This is a genomic window from Sulfitobacter sp. PS-8MA (genome assembly GCF_040933935.1).
In the GTDB taxonomy this organism is placed as follows: domain Bacteria; phylum Pseudomonadota; class Alphaproteobacteria; order Rhodobacterales; family Rhodobacteraceae; genus Sulfitobacter.
Window position 1 is genome coordinate 1794170 of sequence record NZ_JBFQYJ010000006.1, and the last position, 17159, is coordinate 1811328.

General features: G+C 66.8%; 7 protein-coding genes. All 7 read right to left on the bottom strand.

Annotated elements, in window-relative coordinates:
- Position 1: 1 nt before the first annotated feature.
- The 7 genes from AB4M76_RS12830 to AB4M76_RS12860 are packed head-to-tail and all read right to left on the bottom strand — an operon-like array spanning position 2 to position 17157.
- Complete coding sequence (locus tag AB4M76_RS12830) at positions 2-859, bottom strand: glycosyltransferase (protein ID WP_368442269.1); 858 nt, start codon at positions 857-859, stop codon at positions 2-4.
- On the bottom strand, positions 850-3498 hold the full coding sequence (locus AB4M76_RS12835) for a hypothetical protein (protein ID WP_368442270.1): 2649 nt from the start codon (positions 3496-3498) through the stop codon (positions 850-852). Before AB4M76_RS12835 ends, AB4M76_RS12830 begins: the two co-directional genes overlap by 10 nt.
- The gene (locus tag AB4M76_RS12840; protein WP_368442271.1) at positions 3495-4439 is read right to left on the bottom strand and encodes a hypothetical protein; all 945 of its coding nucleotides are present in this window, start codon (positions 4437-4439) and stop codon (positions 3495-3497) included. The genes AB4M76_RS12835 and AB4M76_RS12840 overlap by 4 nt, the downstream gene beginning before the upstream one ends.
- A 4-nt stretch (positions 4440-4443) precedes the next feature.
- A complete protein-coding gene (locus AB4M76_RS12845; RefSeq protein ID WP_368442272.1) occupies positions 4444-5118 on the bottom strand; it encodes a 4'-phosphopantetheinyl transferase in 675 nt (224 codons plus the stop codon).
- Complete coding sequence (locus AB4M76_RS12850) at positions 5115-9701, bottom strand: MupA/Atu3671 family FMN-dependent luciferase-like monooxygenase (protein WP_368442273.1); 4587 nt, start codon at positions 9699-9701, stop codon at positions 5115-5117. Before AB4M76_RS12850 ends, AB4M76_RS12845 begins: the two co-directional genes overlap by 4 nt.
- A complete protein-coding gene (locus AB4M76_RS12855; protein ID WP_368442274.1) occupies positions 9698-10714 on the bottom strand; it encodes a glycosyltransferase family 2 protein in 1017 nt (338 codons plus the stop codon). The genes AB4M76_RS12850 and AB4M76_RS12855 overlap by 4 nt, the downstream gene beginning before the upstream one ends.
- Positions 10715-10719: 5 nt before the next feature.
- Positions 10720-17157 carry an SDR family NAD(P)-dependent oxidoreductase gene (locus tag AB4M76_RS12860; protein WP_368442275.1) on the bottom strand — a complete coding sequence of 2146 codons (6438 nt, stop codon included), beginning with the start codon at positions 17155-17157 and terminating at the stop codon, positions 10720-10722.
- Positions 17158-17159: the final 2 nt, after the last annotated feature.

Below are 17159 nucleotides of genomic sequence, written 5' to 3' on the forward strand. Positions count from 1 at the left end.
TTCAGCGGCCCCGCACCCAACGGTTTGAACTGCGCAGGATCGGCGCCCGGATCGCCAGACGCACCGTGATAAAGACCGCAAACCCCAAAGGGTCCGACAGCGCCCGCCGCCACAGCGGCGGCGCTTGGTCATGCGGGTCGTCGTTGCGCATGAGGTCAGGGTAAAGCGTTTCGACCTCCTCCACCCCGATATCCTGCCGGCGCCGCACCCGGACCAGCGGGGCAAAGCCTTCGATCATCGGCCAGTCGTAAGTGGCAGGCACCGCGATCCGCTCTTCGGGGGCAAAGTTGAGCCGGGCGAAAGTGTCGTCCGAGATAATATCCGGCCAAGCCCCCCACCGCGCCCGCCCGGCGCGGTTCATCGCAAAGATACCGAAGCCCGGCACGCCGACCGTCATGAAGGGCGTGGTGCACCAAAAACCTGTGTAATGCTTGAGCACCCAGCTTTCGCCCGTCGTGGTGACCCGGGGCACCCCGCTGCCATAGCGTGGCGCGGCGCCGTCCAGCGCCTCGACCAACTGCCCGAGCAAGGGGGGAGAGACCCGCACATCCGCGTCAAGATAGATCAGCACCGCCCCCGAGGCCGCCGCCTCGCCGGCGTTGAGCGCACCGAGTTTACCGCCTTCGGCCAGATCGATTACCTGCATGGACCAGCCGCGCGCGGCACAGTCCGGCGCAACCCCCCAGGCCACCTCGGCAGTGTTATCGCGGCACCCATTGGCGATCACGATCACCTCGACGCCGCCGGCGACGGGATCGGACTGCATCAGCGCGCCCAGACACCCCGGCAGCCAATCGGCTTCGTCATGGGCCGGGATCAGCACGCTGGCCCGGACTGGATGGCTCGTCGCTACTCCCATGTGACCAAGGAGCGCCAGCGCGGGTTGTCGTCGCTCAGATACCGCCGCGCGCCCCATGACCCCCATTTCGTTGGGGCATAGACATCGGCGTAATGGGTGAATAACTGCCCGCCCACCGCCTTCCAGCCTGCGAGCAGATCATCGTAGAGCGCGCCCATCTCGGGCGTGTAGTTGAGGTGGTGAAAGAAGGCTGTGAGCCTGTCGTCATTGACCCGCGCGCCGAGGCCCACAACATGGCTCCCGCCCTCATAGATCACCAGATCAAGGTCATGCGCCCGCGCCACCGCCGCATGATAGGGCCAGACCCGCCCGATCAGATCGGCCAGCGTGTCCTGTGGCTCCCCGCTGATCGCCCCATTGCGCAGTTCCTGCGCCGCCAGCACGGTGGCCGTATCGAAACGGTGGGCCGCGATATGCGCCGCCAAAGGCGCCCCGCTCAGCCCCTGCTGCTCCCCACTCGCGCGGGCTTTGGCAGCGCTTTTGTCGAGCCAAGCGTCCAGCCTTTCGGTGTTCTCCTCCAGCCCCAGAATGCCGCCAAAATAGCCCGTGACCGCATAGGCATCGAAAGCCGCGACCGGCGGGCGGTTGCCCCTGTCCTCTGCCACGAAGAGCGGTGCTTCCAGCGCTTCGGTCTCAAGCCCCAACCACCCCGTCTGGGTGGAGATCACATTACGCAGCCGCGTCGCGCTACCGGCGAAGACATCAGACCAGAGCTTGGCCACCTCGGCCGCCCGGACACCGTAGAATTGCATCCCCTTATCGTTCTCGCCCCAACGCGCCTGCGCCATCTCATCGGCCCAAGCGGTTTGCGCGAATTGCCAATTCCAGACCTCATTGGAAAACTCGACATGGGCGGTGAGCTTTGGGGCCAGCCGCTCTGCCACATAGGTCGCGAAGGCGGTGACATAGGCGTCCTCCGCCAGATGTGGCATGTTGAACCAAGGGTCGATGCCCAATTCGTTGGACAGCGCGACCATATCCTCAACCGGCACGCCGCGCAGGGCATAGGTGACATCTTCGGGCCGGGGGCGGTTTTCCCATTGGGCGATCGGACTGTCATTGGTCATCATCCAATCCATGAAGCGCAGGACGTCCCTGCCCTCCAACAGTTCTGTCCAATCGGGATTGAACCGCGCGCCGCCGTCATAATCCGCCAGCCGATCTTCGCGGACCACGGTGATATTGCGCGGCGGGTCTGTGCGGTTGATGCGCTGGATGCGGATATCGACGCTGCCGGGGCCGGGGCTATAGTCAAACTGCACCCGGTTCTTGCCGTAGCGCACATTCTTGGCCCGGCCTGTGACCTCGATGATGCCCTTGCCGTCGAAGCGCAGGACATACCGCCCCTTCAAGGTTTGCGCCGCCTCGGGCATGTCGGTCAGGATCAGCGTGCCGATGCTGCCGAGCTTGCGCGGCATGTTGATCGGCCAGCCTTCTGCATCCAGATAGCCGCCTGCCTGTAGCTCCGCATATTCCATGCCGCCGAACCGCCCGGCAAGATGCCCAAGCCAGGGGCGGGAGGTTTTCATCAGGTCCAGAAACGGCACCTGCGTGCTCCAATCGGCAATCGGGGCAAGGCCAAGGCCGAGGTCCGTGGTGCCGCGCAATGCGCCTTCGGGGGCGGTGATCTGGAACGGCTCGACAGTCGCGCCTGGGGGCTCTGCCGGGGCGGGCGCAGGCGCGCCGGGGTCTCCGTTCACAGCGACCGAAGGCAGGCTGTCCGCCGCCGCCGGGTCCGGCAATGCGGGGGCTGGCGGCGGGGCGTTGGGCGCCACCGGCGCGGTCTGCTCCGCCGCGCTGGCGCGCAGGGGCGCGGGCGGCGGCACCGGCACCACGGCGCCCCCCCGATAGTCACGCACCGCGGCCCAGGCCACCCGTTGCAGATGCCGGGCCAACTCCGGCTCTGGCGTGTCAAAGGGGCTGCCCCATTGGTCGCTGAAATCAATCGGCAGCCCCAGCGGGTCATTCCCGGTCAGCGTCGCATATTGCACCATCGCGACAAAGTAATGGCCCAGATCATTGAGGTGGATATCATCGGAAAAAAGCGCATCGATGTCGCGCAATCCCGGGACCCGGTCGGCGGCGATCTCATCGTAAAGCCGCGCCATGGCCTGTCCGGCGGGGATCAAATCTATACTCGCCGTGTCCGTGCTGCGCCCGCGGGACACCGCCGCCACCATGCCTTCCCAAGCGGGAAGATCCGCGTCCAGCCGCGCCCGCCAGGGGGTATCCGCCCCCGCGTCATGGGCCACCTCAGCCCCCGTGCCGCTGTTCAAGGAATGCCAGGTCTCCTGAATATAGACTTTGACCGTCGGGTTGGCCGCGGCGGCAAGGCCAAAGAACGCCTGCGCATAGACCTCGCTGTCCGACCAGCGGATGTGGTTGGCCAGCGGAACGGCTTCGGTGAGGATCAGATGGGTGGTCTCGCCCTCTGGCAAAACGGTGCGGGCGTCGACCCCTTCCGCCTTGTCCGATTCCTCCCAATTATAGCGCAGGGGGGCACCGTTGATGATCTGGGCGCGCACCTCGCCCTGCCCAGCCCCGGCCCGCAACGCGTCTTGCAACATCGCGGGGCCGGTGTGGCCAAACAGGCTGTGGCCCACCATCAGGACGGAGAACAGCCCGCCCAGACCGCTCATGCCGCGACGCCGGTATCGGGATGGGCGCGCACCACCTCCCAGACCACCTTTTGCATCAGCCGCGCCGCCTCGGCGCTTGGGGTGGCGGCAGGGCTGCCATCGGCGCGGTTCAACTGATGCGGCAGCCCGCGCGGGTCTTTGTGATAGAGCGTGGCATAATGGGTGAGCGCCACCAGATAGGCGCCCTGATCGTTGAAATGGATCGTATCGGGCCGCCCCTTGTCGTCGCGGGTAAAGAGATCATGCAGGCTGATGATCCCGCCGATGCCCCCAGCGGCATCCACAGCCCGCACGAATGCCGCCATGACCTGCCCCGCGGGGATGAGGTGGATCGGCACGTCGGCGGCTTCCAACGCAGGATATAGCACCTGATTGCGCCAGTACTTATCGAGATCACGGTCGATCCGCTTGAGCCAGCCGTTGCCGTCATCGGTATGGTGCCATGTCTCATAGAGATAGACCCGGCTGTCGGGGTTTGCATCTTTCGCGAGCTTGGCCCAACGGGCCAGATACTCCGCGCTGTCGTGATAGCGAATGGCATCGGCGATCTCGACCATTTCGGTCAGCACCACCGCGTCATAGGCCCCCGACCCGATGGCCCGCCGGGCGGGACGGTGCAGCGGATGGTCATTCTCGCGGTCAAACCCTTTGATCGGCACATCCGGTTCCCAATGGTCGCGCAGCGAGGTGCCCCAGCCGGTCTGGCTGTGATAGCCGTGTTCTTCTCCAACCATCTGCGCCAGCATCGCCGGCATGTCCCGCCCGACCAGCGAATGGCCCAGATGATAGACCTGCATCGGCCCCTCAGGCGCGGCGAGCGGTCTGGCATAGACCGCATCGGCCCGCTCCCGCAGCCGCGCCCCCCGGAAGAGCCCTGTGCCGCCGCCGAGGCTCACCACGGCGGCGCCGCCCAAAAATATGCGGCGTGATACTGCGACCATAAAATCAAGCTCCTTTCGCTGCAATCTGCCCAATCGCCACCCCGGTGACAAGATGGCCCGTCACCGAAGCGATCCGCCCCGGCAGGTAATCGCCGCGCCTAAACCCTTTCGTGGCTTGTGTAAATCGCGCTTCAAAGGCATGGCGCGTGGTGAACTGGACCTCAAAGCGCTCAAAGCCGAACAGCGTTTTGGTCAGCGGGTATTGCGCCTTATAGGCGGCCTCTTTCGCGCAGAATATCCGCTTTGCGCTGGCCTGTGGTTGCGCCATGCGCGCGCGTTCGGACGGGGTGCAAACCTCCGCCACCAGATCGTCAGGCAGGGGGCTGTCGTCTTCGATATCCACCCCGATGGCGGCATAGTCGCGCGCATGGGCCAGCACCGCGACGCAGCAATCGGCGCAGTGGCTGATCGACCCGACCAGCCCTGCAGGCCAGATCGGGGCGCGGTCCGGGGCGGTGAAAACGGGCTGCGGTGGCAGGCCGAGCGCCTGCATCGCCTGCCGCGCGGCGCTGCGTCCGGCAGTGAACTCGGCCAGCCGCACCGGCCGCGCCCGCGCCAGATGCGCCGCCTCGCCCGGCATCAAGGGCGGTTGCGGGGCCGCGGGGCGGGTCACGGCGACGGCGACCGGCCCCTCGAACAGCCCGCGCAGGGCGGCGGCGATTTCGGCCTCGCAGATCACCCGCGCCCGCGGCTGCGCCCGGCCCGCATCAGGCGCCGTTTTGACATGGTTTCAGACCGGGCGGGGGCATCTGTAGTGGCGGGCGTCGGCTTTGCTTCCGTCGCTCCGGTGAGCCCATCCACATGCGCGGCAAGCGCGGCCAGAGTCGGGAAACGGAAGATGTCCGTGATCGACAGGGCGCTGAGCCCCAAGGCCGCCTTGATGTCGCGGTGGGCCTGGACCGCCAGCAACGAATGGCCGCCCAAGGCAAAGAAGTTATCCGCGCCCTGAATGTCGCCCACCCCCAGCAGCCCGGACCAGACCCGCGCGATGGCCGGGGCGCTGCCTGTGGCGGGCAGGGCTGCCCTGTCAGCGCTGACAGCCGTGGGCGCAGCACTGGGCCTTGCCGGCGCCGGAAGCGCCTTGCGGTCGATTTTCTTGTTCGGCGTCAGGGGCATGGCTGGCAGCGTGATGATCGCCTGCGGCACCATGATCTCTGTCAGATGCGCGGCCAGGGCCCGCCGGGCGGCATCGTTGTCGACCTCCGCCTCCGCCACCACATAGCCCAGCAATCGCGGCCCGCCCTGCCCGGTGGCGTCCTCGCGCAACACCGCAACGGCCTGGGTCACGCCTGGCAATTCGGCCAGCCGGGCTTCGATTTCGCCCAGTTCGATCCGGTGGCCGCGGATTTTCACCTGCGCATCGGCACGGCCTTCGAAATGCAGGACACCCTCTGCATCAAGCCGCACCAGATCGCCCGTGCCGTAAAGCCGCCCTGCCCCCGTCGGGTCCGGGATAAAGCGCTCTGCTGTCATGTCGGGCCGCTGCCAATAGCCCTGCGTCACCCCCTGCCCGCCGATCCAGAGCTCGCCGATAGCCCCAAGGGGCAGCGGCTGGCGGTCGGCGTCCAGCACATGGACCTGCGTATTGGCGATGGGCGTGCCAATGGCGGCGGTGGTGGTCTCTGCCCCGTCAAGCGGATGGGTGGTGGACCAGATCGTGGTCTCCGTTGGGCCATACATATTCTGAATCTGCGCAGTGGTCGCCGCGCGCAGGTTGCGCAGCAGGGTGCCGGGCAGCGCCTCGCCCCCGATCAATAGCGCCTGCACGGAGGCCAGCGCGCCGCGCGCTTCGTCGTTCATCACCATCATCTGCGCCATGGAGGGTGTGCATTGCAGATGGGTAACGCCATGTCTGACGATCTGCGCCGCGATGGAATGGTCATCCTCTGCCAGCGCCCCCCCGGCGTTGGCGCGCCGCAGCACTTCGGCCAAAGGCTCTAGCCCCGCCATGACCTTGTCGGTCGGAATGCCATAATCAATCAGACAGGCGATCTCGTCCACACCGATGCGTTTCAGCTGCTCGGCCCGCGCCAGCCCATCGGCCACGGTGCCGAACAGGCCGCTGTCGTTGAAATAGCGCTGAAAGGCGAATTCGAGGATCGCATCCATCTCGTCGGGGGCCAGCCCGTCCAGATCAATCTCGAAAGGGGTGCTCGCGCTTGCGGGTTTCTTGAAGGCCGGGAAAGCCCAGGCATATTGCTTGATCAGCCCCGCCGCCGAGCGCAGGTAGTCTTTCATCGGCGCGCGGGCGACCTCTTCGGCCTCCGCGCGGGTCTTAGCCAGATAGCTGTGCAGCATCACGGTGACTTTGAAATCCGCCGGATCATGGCCCGCGCCGCGCAGGGCGGCGTGGTAGATTTTGATCTTGTCGGCGACCTCCTCCACCGATTGGCCCAGCAGATGGGTCAGCACATTGGCCCCGATCTCCCCCGCTTCTTTCCAGGTCTGCGGGTTGCCCGCCGTGGTGACCCAGATCGGCAGCGTGTTGGACACGGGCCGGGGCTGCGTCACCACCGCATGGGCCGTGCCATCGGCGCGGGGGAACTCCACCGGCGCGCCCTCCCAGAGCCTGCGCAGCTGGTCGATGGCCTGATACATCGCGGGTTTGTTATGCGGCGGCGTATTCTCGGGCCGCAGGACAAAGTCATCCGGCTGCCAGCCGCTGGCAATGGCCAGACCGACGCGCCCATTGGTCAGATTGTCGATCACCGCCCATTCCTCGGCGATCCGCGCCGGATGGTGCAAGGGTGCCACGCAAGAGCCTGCCCGCACCTCGATGTTCCGGGTCACTGCGGCAACGGCGGCGCCGGTCACCGAAGGGTTCGGGTAAGGCCCGCCAAAGGCATGGAAATGCCGCTCTGGCGTCCAGACCGCGTTGAACCCATGGGCATCGGCGAACTTCGCCCCTTCGAGCAGCAATTCGTATTTCTTGGGGCCAACACCATCGTCATTGCCCCAGTAGAACAGGTTAAAGTCGATCTTGCGGTCGCTGGTGGCGATCGGCCCGTTTGACATCAGCGCCCGGCTGTCATCGCCCGCCAGCACCAGTTTGAACCCGCGCGCGAGGGTCCAGAACAATTCTAGCACCGAAATGTCAAAGCTCAGGCTCGTCACCGCCAGCCAGACCGCGCCCGCGTCATGGTCGATCCGGTCATCCATCCCGGCAAAGAAATTCGCCACATTGCCGTGGCTGACCATCACCCCCTTGGGCGTGCCGGTGGAGCCGGAGGTATAGATCAGATAGGCAAGATCATCAGGCCCGGCGGTGGGGGTGGGGTTGCTCTCGGGCGCGCTGGCAAGGGGGGCATCCCGGTCCAGCAGCAGCAGCTGCGCGCCATGGTCCGGCAGGCTTTCGGCCAGCGCCGCCAGCGTGACCACGATCGGCGCCCCGCTGTCGGAAAGGTAATGCGCAAGACGGTCCGCCGGATAGGCCGGATCCAACGGCACATAGGCGCCCCCGGCCTTGAGGATCCCCAAGGCACCGACCAGAAGGTCCAGCCCGCGCCCGGCGCAAAGCGCCACCGGCACGCCCGGCCCCGCGCCCATGTCACGCAGGCGATGCGCCACACGGTTGGCGCGGGCGTTCAGCGCGGCATAGGTTAGGGTCTCATTCTCGAAGACCAAGGCGGGTGCGTCGGGCGTGGCGGCGGCCTGCGCTTCAAAACCCGCCTGGATGGTGAGCGCGTCATAGGGGCGCGCCGTGGCGTTGACCTGGGATAAGCGCTGCGCTTCGGTTTCCGGCAAGGCCCAGATGGCGGCGCAGGTCTGGGCATTGGGAAGGGCGGCAAAGGCGGCCTCGATCCGGGCGACGAGCAGATCGCGCGCCGCGGCGCTGATCCGGCTCGCGTCATAGAACAGCCGCGCGGCCCCATCGGTCAGGCAAAGGGTCAGGGCGGAATTTTCAAGGGGGTGATCCTCAAAGCTGATCGCGAAATCGGGGGGGGACGCCGCTTCGATCGCCGGGTCGCGCAGCGGCAGATCGGCGGCAAAGCCGGTCGCGCTCGCGGCACGGTCGATCTGGGTGGCCATCTGCGCGACCAGGGTGTCTACGGGCGTCTCCGCCTCGGCCTCGATCTGCAACGGCAGCCAGTCTGCCACCAGTGGCGCAGTGGCGCCCCGGCGGACAAAGGCCACCCCGCCAGCGTGTCGCCCCGCGCCCCGCAGGGTGACCAGTGCGGCGGCCGTCGCCAGTTGCGCGCGGCTCAACCCTTCTGGCAGAGTAAGCAGCTGCGATTGAAAGGCTGGCGCCGCGCCACCGGGCGCGGCCAATGGCAGCGGGAGCGGGTCGAACCCCGTGAGTGCCCTGCGCCAAAGCGCTTCCTCTGCCGGATCTGGCAGCGGGCCGACGTCATGGGGCAATATGTCACCGGGGGAGAAGACGGCCGAAGGGTCAACGCGCTGGCCTGAAAGGTCAGAGAACCCCGACAAGGACAGATGCCCCTCCCCTGTGGCAACGACGACCGCGACGTCGGAAACGTCAACGACCGCACCCGCCGCGCCGCCCTGTGCCGCCAATGGGGCCGCGCGCGACACGTTCAGAACTTGCCCCTGCGCTGTCACCACTTTGGCCGTGCCGAGAGGGTTCCAATAGGCGCCGAAGTCCAAGCCCCGCAGCAAGGCCTCTATCGCCGCTGCCGACTGAGCAAAGTCGATTACCCCGCCATGCGCTGGCCGTTTGTCGCGGGCAAAATAGCGGCGCTGGCTCAGATCCTGCGCCGTGGTCGTCAGCTCGCCCTTCTCAAGCTGGGCGAGAACGGCGCTGAAACTTTCCATACCGGCAGCGTAACATTTGGAGTTCAGGCTAAAGGCGGTTTCCTCCGGTGCAATCTCGATCCGCCGCTGCGCCAGCAGATCGCCGGTATCGACGCCGCGCTCGATCAGATGCCAGCTTACCCCATGCGCGGCCTCGCCATTGATGAGCGCCCAGGCTGGCGTGTTCAGCCCCGCGTAGCGGGGCAGCGGCCCGTCGTGAAAGTTGATCGCCCCCCGGCGCGGCAGGGCCAGCACCGCCTCGGGGATCAGCCGCAGATTGGCGATGCTCAAAAGCCAGTCGGCCTCCACCTGCCTCTGCAAGAGCTCTTCGGCATCGCGCAGCACCGTCAGCCCCTGCCCCGCGGCCCAGTCCCGCACCGCAGCGTCACGGGTGATGACGGCTGCGATCTGATGCCCGCCGGCCAAGACCATGTCACCGCAGGCAATGGTCAGGGATTCGTCGCCCATCAACAGGGTGGTCAGCGGGATGGTCTGGAAAGCGGCGGTCATGAGCGGTCCTCCGTTACGGGGCGGCTGGGGCTGTGGGCGGGGGGCGACGGGCTGCGCTTGCGGGTCAGCGCATGGGCCAGAAGATCGCGGGCGAAACCGGGCGGTTCTTCGCTTTGGCGTCCGGTCAAGAGGCAGCGCAGCCGGTGCAGCCCGATCCCCGCGAGCCGCGCCAGCAGCGCCGAGAGCGCATAGAAGCGCCCGTGGTTCTTGGCAAAATAGCGGTGGCGGCTGTCGAACCAATAGCGCGGCATCCGCTGCCATTCCTTCATCCCGGTCGAGACCGAGCCGACATGCAGGCAGCGCGCCTGCGGGACATACCAACACTCCCAGCCCGCGCGGGCGGCGCGCAGCGCAAGGTCGGTTTCCTCGTAGTAGAGAAAATAGGCCTCATCGAACAGGCCGATCTCGCGCAGCATCGCGCCGCGCAGCATGACGCTGGCCCCTGCCACCCAATCGACCTGTGCCGCTTGCACCGGCAAGGGCGGGGCGACCACGGAAGACGTCAGCAACCGGGTGATCGGGCCCAGCCGCGCCGCGCCCTCGAACTCTCCGGCCACGGTCGGGAAGCGAAAGGCCGTGCTATGGGGCAAACCGTCTTCGCCGCGCACATGGCTGCCTGCGATGCCGGCCCGGGGGGTGGCCTGCAAATGCGCCAGCAGCGTCGCGATACAGCCCGGATCAAGAAAGGCGTCCGAGTTCACCACATGGATGAAGTCGGGCGCGCTGCCGTCAGACATGCCCGCCCTTATGGCGAGGTTGTTGCCTGCCCCGAAACCGCCGTTCTGCTCGGCGCGGATCAAGCGCACCCGCGCGCCTGCGTCCCAGCCCCGCTCTGCGATGGCCTGCGCCAAAAGCGTGGCCGAGCCGTCCCCGCTGTCATTGTCGACGAGGATGAGCTCGGCCCATGCGACCTCCGCATCTGGCAGATCGGCCAAGGCCGCTTCGGCGGCGCGCAGGGTCATCTCGGCGGTGCGGTAGTTCAGCACGATGACCAAGAGGCTGGGTCTGTCCATCTGCATCACTCAGCCGCCGTGGCCTGCGCGGCGTTAGCGGAATGGGGCGCGGCCAAAGCCGCCGCGATCACCTCGGCCAATTCCTGCGCCAGAACCGTGACACTGGGGGTAAGCACCATGCTGACATGATCGCCCGGCACTTCGATCACCCGCATATTGGGCGCATATTGCCGCCAATCGTTGTCCTCGAACACATATTCACGCTCGGCGCTGACCCATTTGCCCTCGGTCACCTGCCAATGCCGGTCCAAGGGCGGGCGGAACAGGGTCAGCGGCCCGTCCCAGCGAGGGGGCGCATAGCGGGCCACAGCGCGCAAAAAGGCCGCCTGAATGCGCAGGCTGTTAAAGGCGATGCCCGCGGCGCTGCCTTCTGCCGCATGGTCTTGCGGCACGCGGCGGCTGCGCTCCCACGCCCAACGGTTGCGCGCCCATTCGACAAGATACCGCGGCCCTTTGCGTTTCAGCTCCGCGAGTTTGATCAACGCCTTATCCGGGCGCGAGAGCGCTGGACGCAGCGGCAGCGGCGTGTCGAGCAGCGCCAGAACCGCGACCTCTTCGCCCGCCGCGCGCAGCTGTTGCGCCATTTCATAGGCGGTGATCCCGCCGCCGGAATAGCCCGCCAGCAGATAGGGCCCCTGCGGTTGCAGCGCACGGACCTCGGCCAGATAGTCGGCGGCGGCGGTTTTCACATCCTCATGCGGGGCCTCATCGCCAATCAGCCCGCGCGCCTGAATGCCCATCACCGGGCGTTCGTTGCTGAATGGCAGGGCGAGGTGGCGCAGGTTCAGCACATTGCCGAACATCCCCGCCACAATGAACAGCGGCGCGCTGTCGCGCTGAGACTGGTTCAGCGGGACGAGATAGTTGAAGGCCCGGGGCGCGGCGGCAACCGTCTCTCGGGCTGCGGCAGCCTCCGCCTCATCCCCCCGCCGGGCCGCGATCAATGCTGCGCAATCGGCGATGGTCGGGGCCTCAAAAAGCACCGAGATCGGGAACTCCAGCTGAAACGCCCGTTTCACCGCCGCAAAGAGCCGCACCGCGATCAGGGAATGCCCGCCAAGGTCAAAGAAACTGTCGTCCACGCCAATCGGACTGACGCCGAGCAGAGCGGACCAGATCTCGGCCAGCTTTTCTTCGATGGCATTGCGCGGCGCCGTGAACGCCCCGTCGAGATCGGGGCGGTCAAAGCTCTGCTGCGCGTTGGTCGGCGCGTTAGGCGGCGTTGCGGCCTGTGCGATCAGGCTGTCGAGCGGCAGGGAAGAGACCATGACCTGCGGCAGATTGAGCGCCAGCGCCCGGCGCAGCGCCTCCGGCCCCTCCTGCGCGCGAATGCCTTGCTGTATCATAGCCGCCAGCCGTTCTTCGGCGGGGCTGAGGCTTGGGGCGGCGGGCTGATCAAAGAGCAGCTCACGCGCATCGGGCGGCGGCACATCGGCCAAGGCCCCTTCGAGCCGTTGCAGGGTGAAATCCCTCACCTCGACCAGCAGCCGCCCCGCGGGATCGCAAAGGGTTACGGCAAAACGGGCGCTGCCGCTTGCCGCATCCCCCTCTTCCAGCCGCACATGGGCGCGGATCTCGGCGGGAAGCGGCGCGTGGAAGCGGATTTCGCCATAGGACAGCGGCACCCAGAGGTGGCGCGTGCCATAGCCGGGGATCAGCGCCATGGCCCAGCCGGTGGCGATGTCCATCAGACCCGGGTGCATCAGATGCCCGGCAGCCAGATCGCCTTGAACCGCTGCGGGCAGATGCAGCTCCGCCAGACCTTCGCCCTGCCCCAAGGCGGTGCGGCGCAGCACATGCCAACGCGGGCCGAACGTCAGATGCGCCTCTTGCGCTGCCTGCAAACGGCCCCCGGGCGGGGCCTGCGTGACGGTCGGGCAGCGGGCGGCAATCGCGGCCAGATCGACGGTCTGCGCGGCCCGCTCGGCGGTCGGCTCAAGCTGGGCCTGAACATGCAACTGCCACGCGGCCCGGCCCTCCATCACGCAATCACTGCGCAGCTCGGCGGCGAAACCCGCCGCTTCGGGGCGCAGGGTGATCTTGAGTTTGCGGACCGCCCCCTCGGCAAGCTGGAGCGGGCGCAGGAAATAGAGGTCTTTCAGCGCGAAGCCCTGCAGCCCTTGCGCCTGCGCCGCCTCGGCCAGCAATTCGATATAGCCGGTGCCGGGCATCACGGCGCGCCCGTCCCTGCTGCGGTGTTCATCCAGCAGCCAATGCGCGGCGGTGATCTCGGTGGTGAACTGCGGCGCCCCATCGTCCCCCGCCCCGGCCTCTTGCAACAGCGCGGCATCGAGGGGGCGTGTCGGCAGAACCGCAGCACCGCCGCCGCCGAGACTGTTGGCGGCCATGCCCACATCGGCCCAGACGCCCCAATTCACCGCCACCACGCGGGTCTGCCCCTTGGCGCGGGCCTGGGCAAAGGCGTTCAGCCAGGCGTTCGCCGCGACATAATCCGACTGCCCCGCCGATCGGGTGGCGGTGGAGGTGGAGGAGAACAGGACCAGCAGTTCCAGCGCACCATCCGGCAGCAGCTGGTCGATCACCCGCAGCCCCTGCACCTTGGGCGCCAGCACCGCGTCGATGGCGGCGTCGCTCTTGGCCAGCAGAGGCGCGTCGTCCAACACGCCTGCCGCATGGATCACACCGGTCAGAGCGCCGTGGCGGGAGTGCACATCGTCGATCACCCGGCGCATCTGGGCGAGGTTGGCCACATCGGCCTGCGCCACGTCCACGCCCCCGCCTGTCTGCGCGGCAGCCGCGTCAAGCCGCTGCACCGCCCGGATGCGCCGCGCGGTGGCGGTGGCGGGGCCGTTTTCCACCAGATAGGCCGCCCACTCCGCACGCGGGGGCAAGGCGTTGCGGCTTTGCAGCACAACACGGGTTCCCTCGGTCGCCAGAATATCGGCGGCAAGCGTGAGGCCAATGCCGCCGAAACCGCCGGTGATCAGATAGACGCCGCCCGCTTTCCAAAGCGGCTGCGCCTCTGGCGGCAGCGAGATGGCGCGGTGGTCCAGCTCATGCCGTCTGCCGCCGCGATGGGCGACTTGCAGGTTCGCGGGCTGGGCCAAGAGGTCATCGAGAAGATCAGAGCGAGAGATCACCGGCACCGGATCGCTTGGCTTGGCGAACCACCCGCGCGTGGCGGGCGGGGCGGCAGTCTCAAGATCAATCTGCGCCGCCGTGAGGGCGGGCAATTCCCGCGCCATGACCCCGACCGGGCCTGATATCAAAGCCTTTTCGGGATGCGGCAGCGCTTCCTCTGCGACCTGCACGGCCCCTGTGGTGAAGACGCTCAGATGCAAGGGGGCGGCATGGTCCAGCGCGCCCCAAGCCTGCGCCAGCCAGGTCAGGCTCCAGAACCCCTGTTCGACATTGCGGTCAAAACTGCTGGACCCGGGGCGCGGCGCGACGGCGTCATCGGTGAGCCAGAAATGCGCGATACGGTCCGGCAATTGCCCGGCTTCGGTGAGCGCTGCGAGCAGTTGGTCATAGCCGGGCCGCCCCTGCTCTGCCGCGAGTGTGTAATGGCGGTCAGAGACTTTGGCGAAACCGTCCCCCGCTGTCACCTGAACCACGAAATGGCCGCTTTCTTGCAAACCCGCGATTGCATCTGCCGCCAGCCCGCCCGCATCCGCAAAGACCAGCCAGTTCAGCGGGCCGTCCAGCGTCTTATCCGCCTCGGCATAGCGCGGTTGCCAATGGGGCACCGCGCCCCATTTCGCGATGTCGTTCTCGCGCTGCAGGATCGGTGTGCTGCTCTCTGCGACGGCTTCGCCCGGTTCGATAAAGTAGCGGGCGCGCTGGAATTGATAGGTCGGCAGAACCACGCGGCTGCGCCGCGCCTCGCCCCAAATCTGGCCCCAATCGGCCTCCACGCCGCAGGCCCAGAGCCGCCCGATCACGCCGATGAAATAGGCATCATCCGCGATCTCTTGTTCCGGGTGCCGCAGGGAGGACAGCACCTGCCCCGGCGCGACCTTGGCGTTCATCTGCGCCAGCGATGACAGCGCCTTGCCGGGGCCGACTTCGAGGAAGACGCGCTTGCCCCCCTGCGCCAGATGGCTGATGCAATCGGCAAAGTTCACCCGGTGGCGCAGTTGATCGACCCAATACTCAGGGTCGGTCGCCATCTCGGGCGTGATCAAGGCGCCGCTGCGGTTTGACACGAAGGGCATCTGCGGCGGTTGCAGGTCGAGCCCTTCGAGAAAGCCGCGGTAGCGAGCAAGGATCGGGTCCAGCATGCGCGAATGGGCCGCGATGTCGATGGCGATGCGCTGGTGGTCGATCTCGGCGGCGCTGAGCCGGTCTTGCAGCGCGGCCAAGGCGGCATCGGGGCCAGAGACGGCGACAAGCTCCGGCCCGTTGATGCTGGCGATATCCAGATCCGGCCCCAAGAGCGGGGTGATCTGCGCAAGCGGGGCGGAAATGCTGACCATCCCCCCTGCCGGCACCTCATCGAAAAGCCGTCCGCGCAGCAGCACCAGATCAATACAATCCTCAAAGCGCATGACCCCGGCCAAACAGGCCGCGACATTCTCGCCCATGGAATGGCCCACCATGGCCGCAGGCTTTACCCCCCAAGACAGCCAGAGCTGCGCCAGCGCATATTCGACGATCATAATCAGCGGCAATTGCACCGAAGGCCGTTTCAGCTTGGCCTCCGCCGCGGCCCGCTCTGGCGGGTCCGGCAGCCAAAGCGCGCGGATGTCATAGTCAAGCTGCGGCGCGAGATGTGCCAAGCCCCGGTCCATCCATTCGGCAAAGACCGGCTCGGTCTCATAAAGATCGCGACCCATATCGACATATTGCGCGCCGCCGCCGGGGAACATGAACACGACTTCGGGGGTGTCGCCCAGATGGTCATGGGTAAAGACGCGGCGGCTGTCTTTGCTCTCCAGCAACGCGGCGGCTTCCTCATGGGTTTCGGCCACCAAGACCCGGCGCTTGTCGAAGCCACGCCGCCCCTCTTTCAAGGTAAAGGCCACATCCGCCAAGGGCTGATTGGGACGGGCGCGCAGATAGGCGGCAAGGGCTTGGCTATTGGCCTCCAGCGCGGCTTTGCTGCGGCCCGAGATGCACAGCACATGGAAAGGAAAATCGCTTTCTTCGAAGGCCGCCCGGGCCGGGGCTTCTTCGAGGATCATATGCGCATTGGTGCCCCCCACCCCAAGCGCATTGACGCCCGCACGACGGGGCCTGTCTTGGGCGGGCCAATCATAGAGCCTGTCGTTGACGCGGAAGGGCGAGCCGTCAAAGGGGATCGCGGGGTTCGGCGCTTCATAACCCAAGGAGGGCGGGATTTGGCCATGGTGCAGGGCCAGCGCGGCCTTGGCCAGCCCGGCCACGCCAGCGGCGGTGTCGAGATGGCCGATGTTGGTTTTGACCGAGCCGATGCGGCAGAAATCCACGGCCTCGGTCTCGGCCCGGTAGGCCTGTGTCAGCGCGGCCACCTCGATCGGGTCGCCCAGATAGGTGCCGGTGCCATGACATTCGACCATGCCGATGCTCTGCGCCGCCACCCCCGCCGCGTCGAGCGCCTGGGCAATCGCGGCTGTCTGACCCTCAACAGATGGGGCGAGATAGCCCGCTTTGGCGGCCCCGTCATTGTTGATGGCCGAGCCCTTGATGACCGCCCAGATGTGATCGCCATCGGCAACCGCATCCTCCAGCCGCCGGAGCGCGACAGCACCCGCGCCGGAGCCAAAGACAGTGCCCTGCGCGCGATGATCAAAGGCGTGGCATTCCCCATCGGGCGACAGGATCTCGTTCTCTTTATACGCATAGCCCCTGCCTTGGGGCAGTTCGATGGTCACGCCCCCCGCCAGCGCCATGTCGATCTCCCCCGCCCGCAGGGCCTGCGCGGCATAGTGGATCGCCACCAGCGAGGTGGAACAGGCGGTCTGGAGGTTGATCGACGGGCCTTTGAGGTCAAACACATGGCTGACGCGGGTCGAGAGGAAGTCTTTGTCATTGCCGGTGTGGCGCAGCAGGAACATGCCCACATCATCCACCAGATCCGGGTTTGAGCAGATGTTGAAATAGAAATAGCTGCCCATGCCACAGCCCGCGTAGACCCCGACCGGGCCCGCGATACGCTCAGGCGGATGCCCCGCCTGCTCCATCGCTTCCCATGCCACTTCGAGGAACTTGCGGTGCTGCGGATCAAGGATCGCGGCGTCTTTGGGGGAAAAGCCAAAGAACTCGGCGTCGAACATATCATAGCCGGGCATATCAGCGGTCACGGGGACGTAATTGGGACGCGCCATACGCGCCGCGCTTTCGCCTGCCGCGTGTAGGGCCGCCTCATCCACCCGGCGCAGCGCGCTCACCCCATCGCGCAGGTTGGCCCAATAGGCGTCCACCCCCGTGGCGCCCGGAACGGTGACCGACATGCCGACGATGGCAATGTCACCTCGCGTCAAGCTGCTGTTTTTGCTGTTCATTG

Excerpts from the sequence above, each read along its gene's own strand:
- AB4M76_RS12830 (WP_368442269.1), bottom strand. The coding sequence starts at position 859 with ATGGGAGTAGCGACGAGCCATCCAGTCCGGGCCAGCGTGCTGATCCCG.
- AB4M76_RS12835 (WP_368442270.1), bottom strand. The coding sequence starts at position 3,498 with ATGAGCGGTCTGGGCGGGCTGTTCTCCGTCCTGATGGTGGGCCACAGC.
- AB4M76_RS12840 (WP_368442271.1), bottom strand. The coding sequence starts at position 4,439 with ATGGTCGCAGTATCACGCCGCATATTTTTGGGCGGCGCCGCCGTGGTG.
- AB4M76_RS12850 (WP_368442273.1), bottom strand. The coding sequence starts at position 9,701 with ATGACCGCCGCTTTCCAGACCATCCCGCTGACCACCCTGTTGATGGGC.
- AB4M76_RS12855 (WP_368442274.1), bottom strand. The coding sequence starts at position 10,714 with ATGGACAGACCCAGCCTCTTGGTCATCGTGCTGAACTACCGCACCGCC.
- AB4M76_RS12860 (WP_368442275.1), bottom strand. The coding sequence starts at position 17,157 with ATGAACAGCAAAAACAGCAGCTTGACGCGAGGTGACATTGCCATCGTC.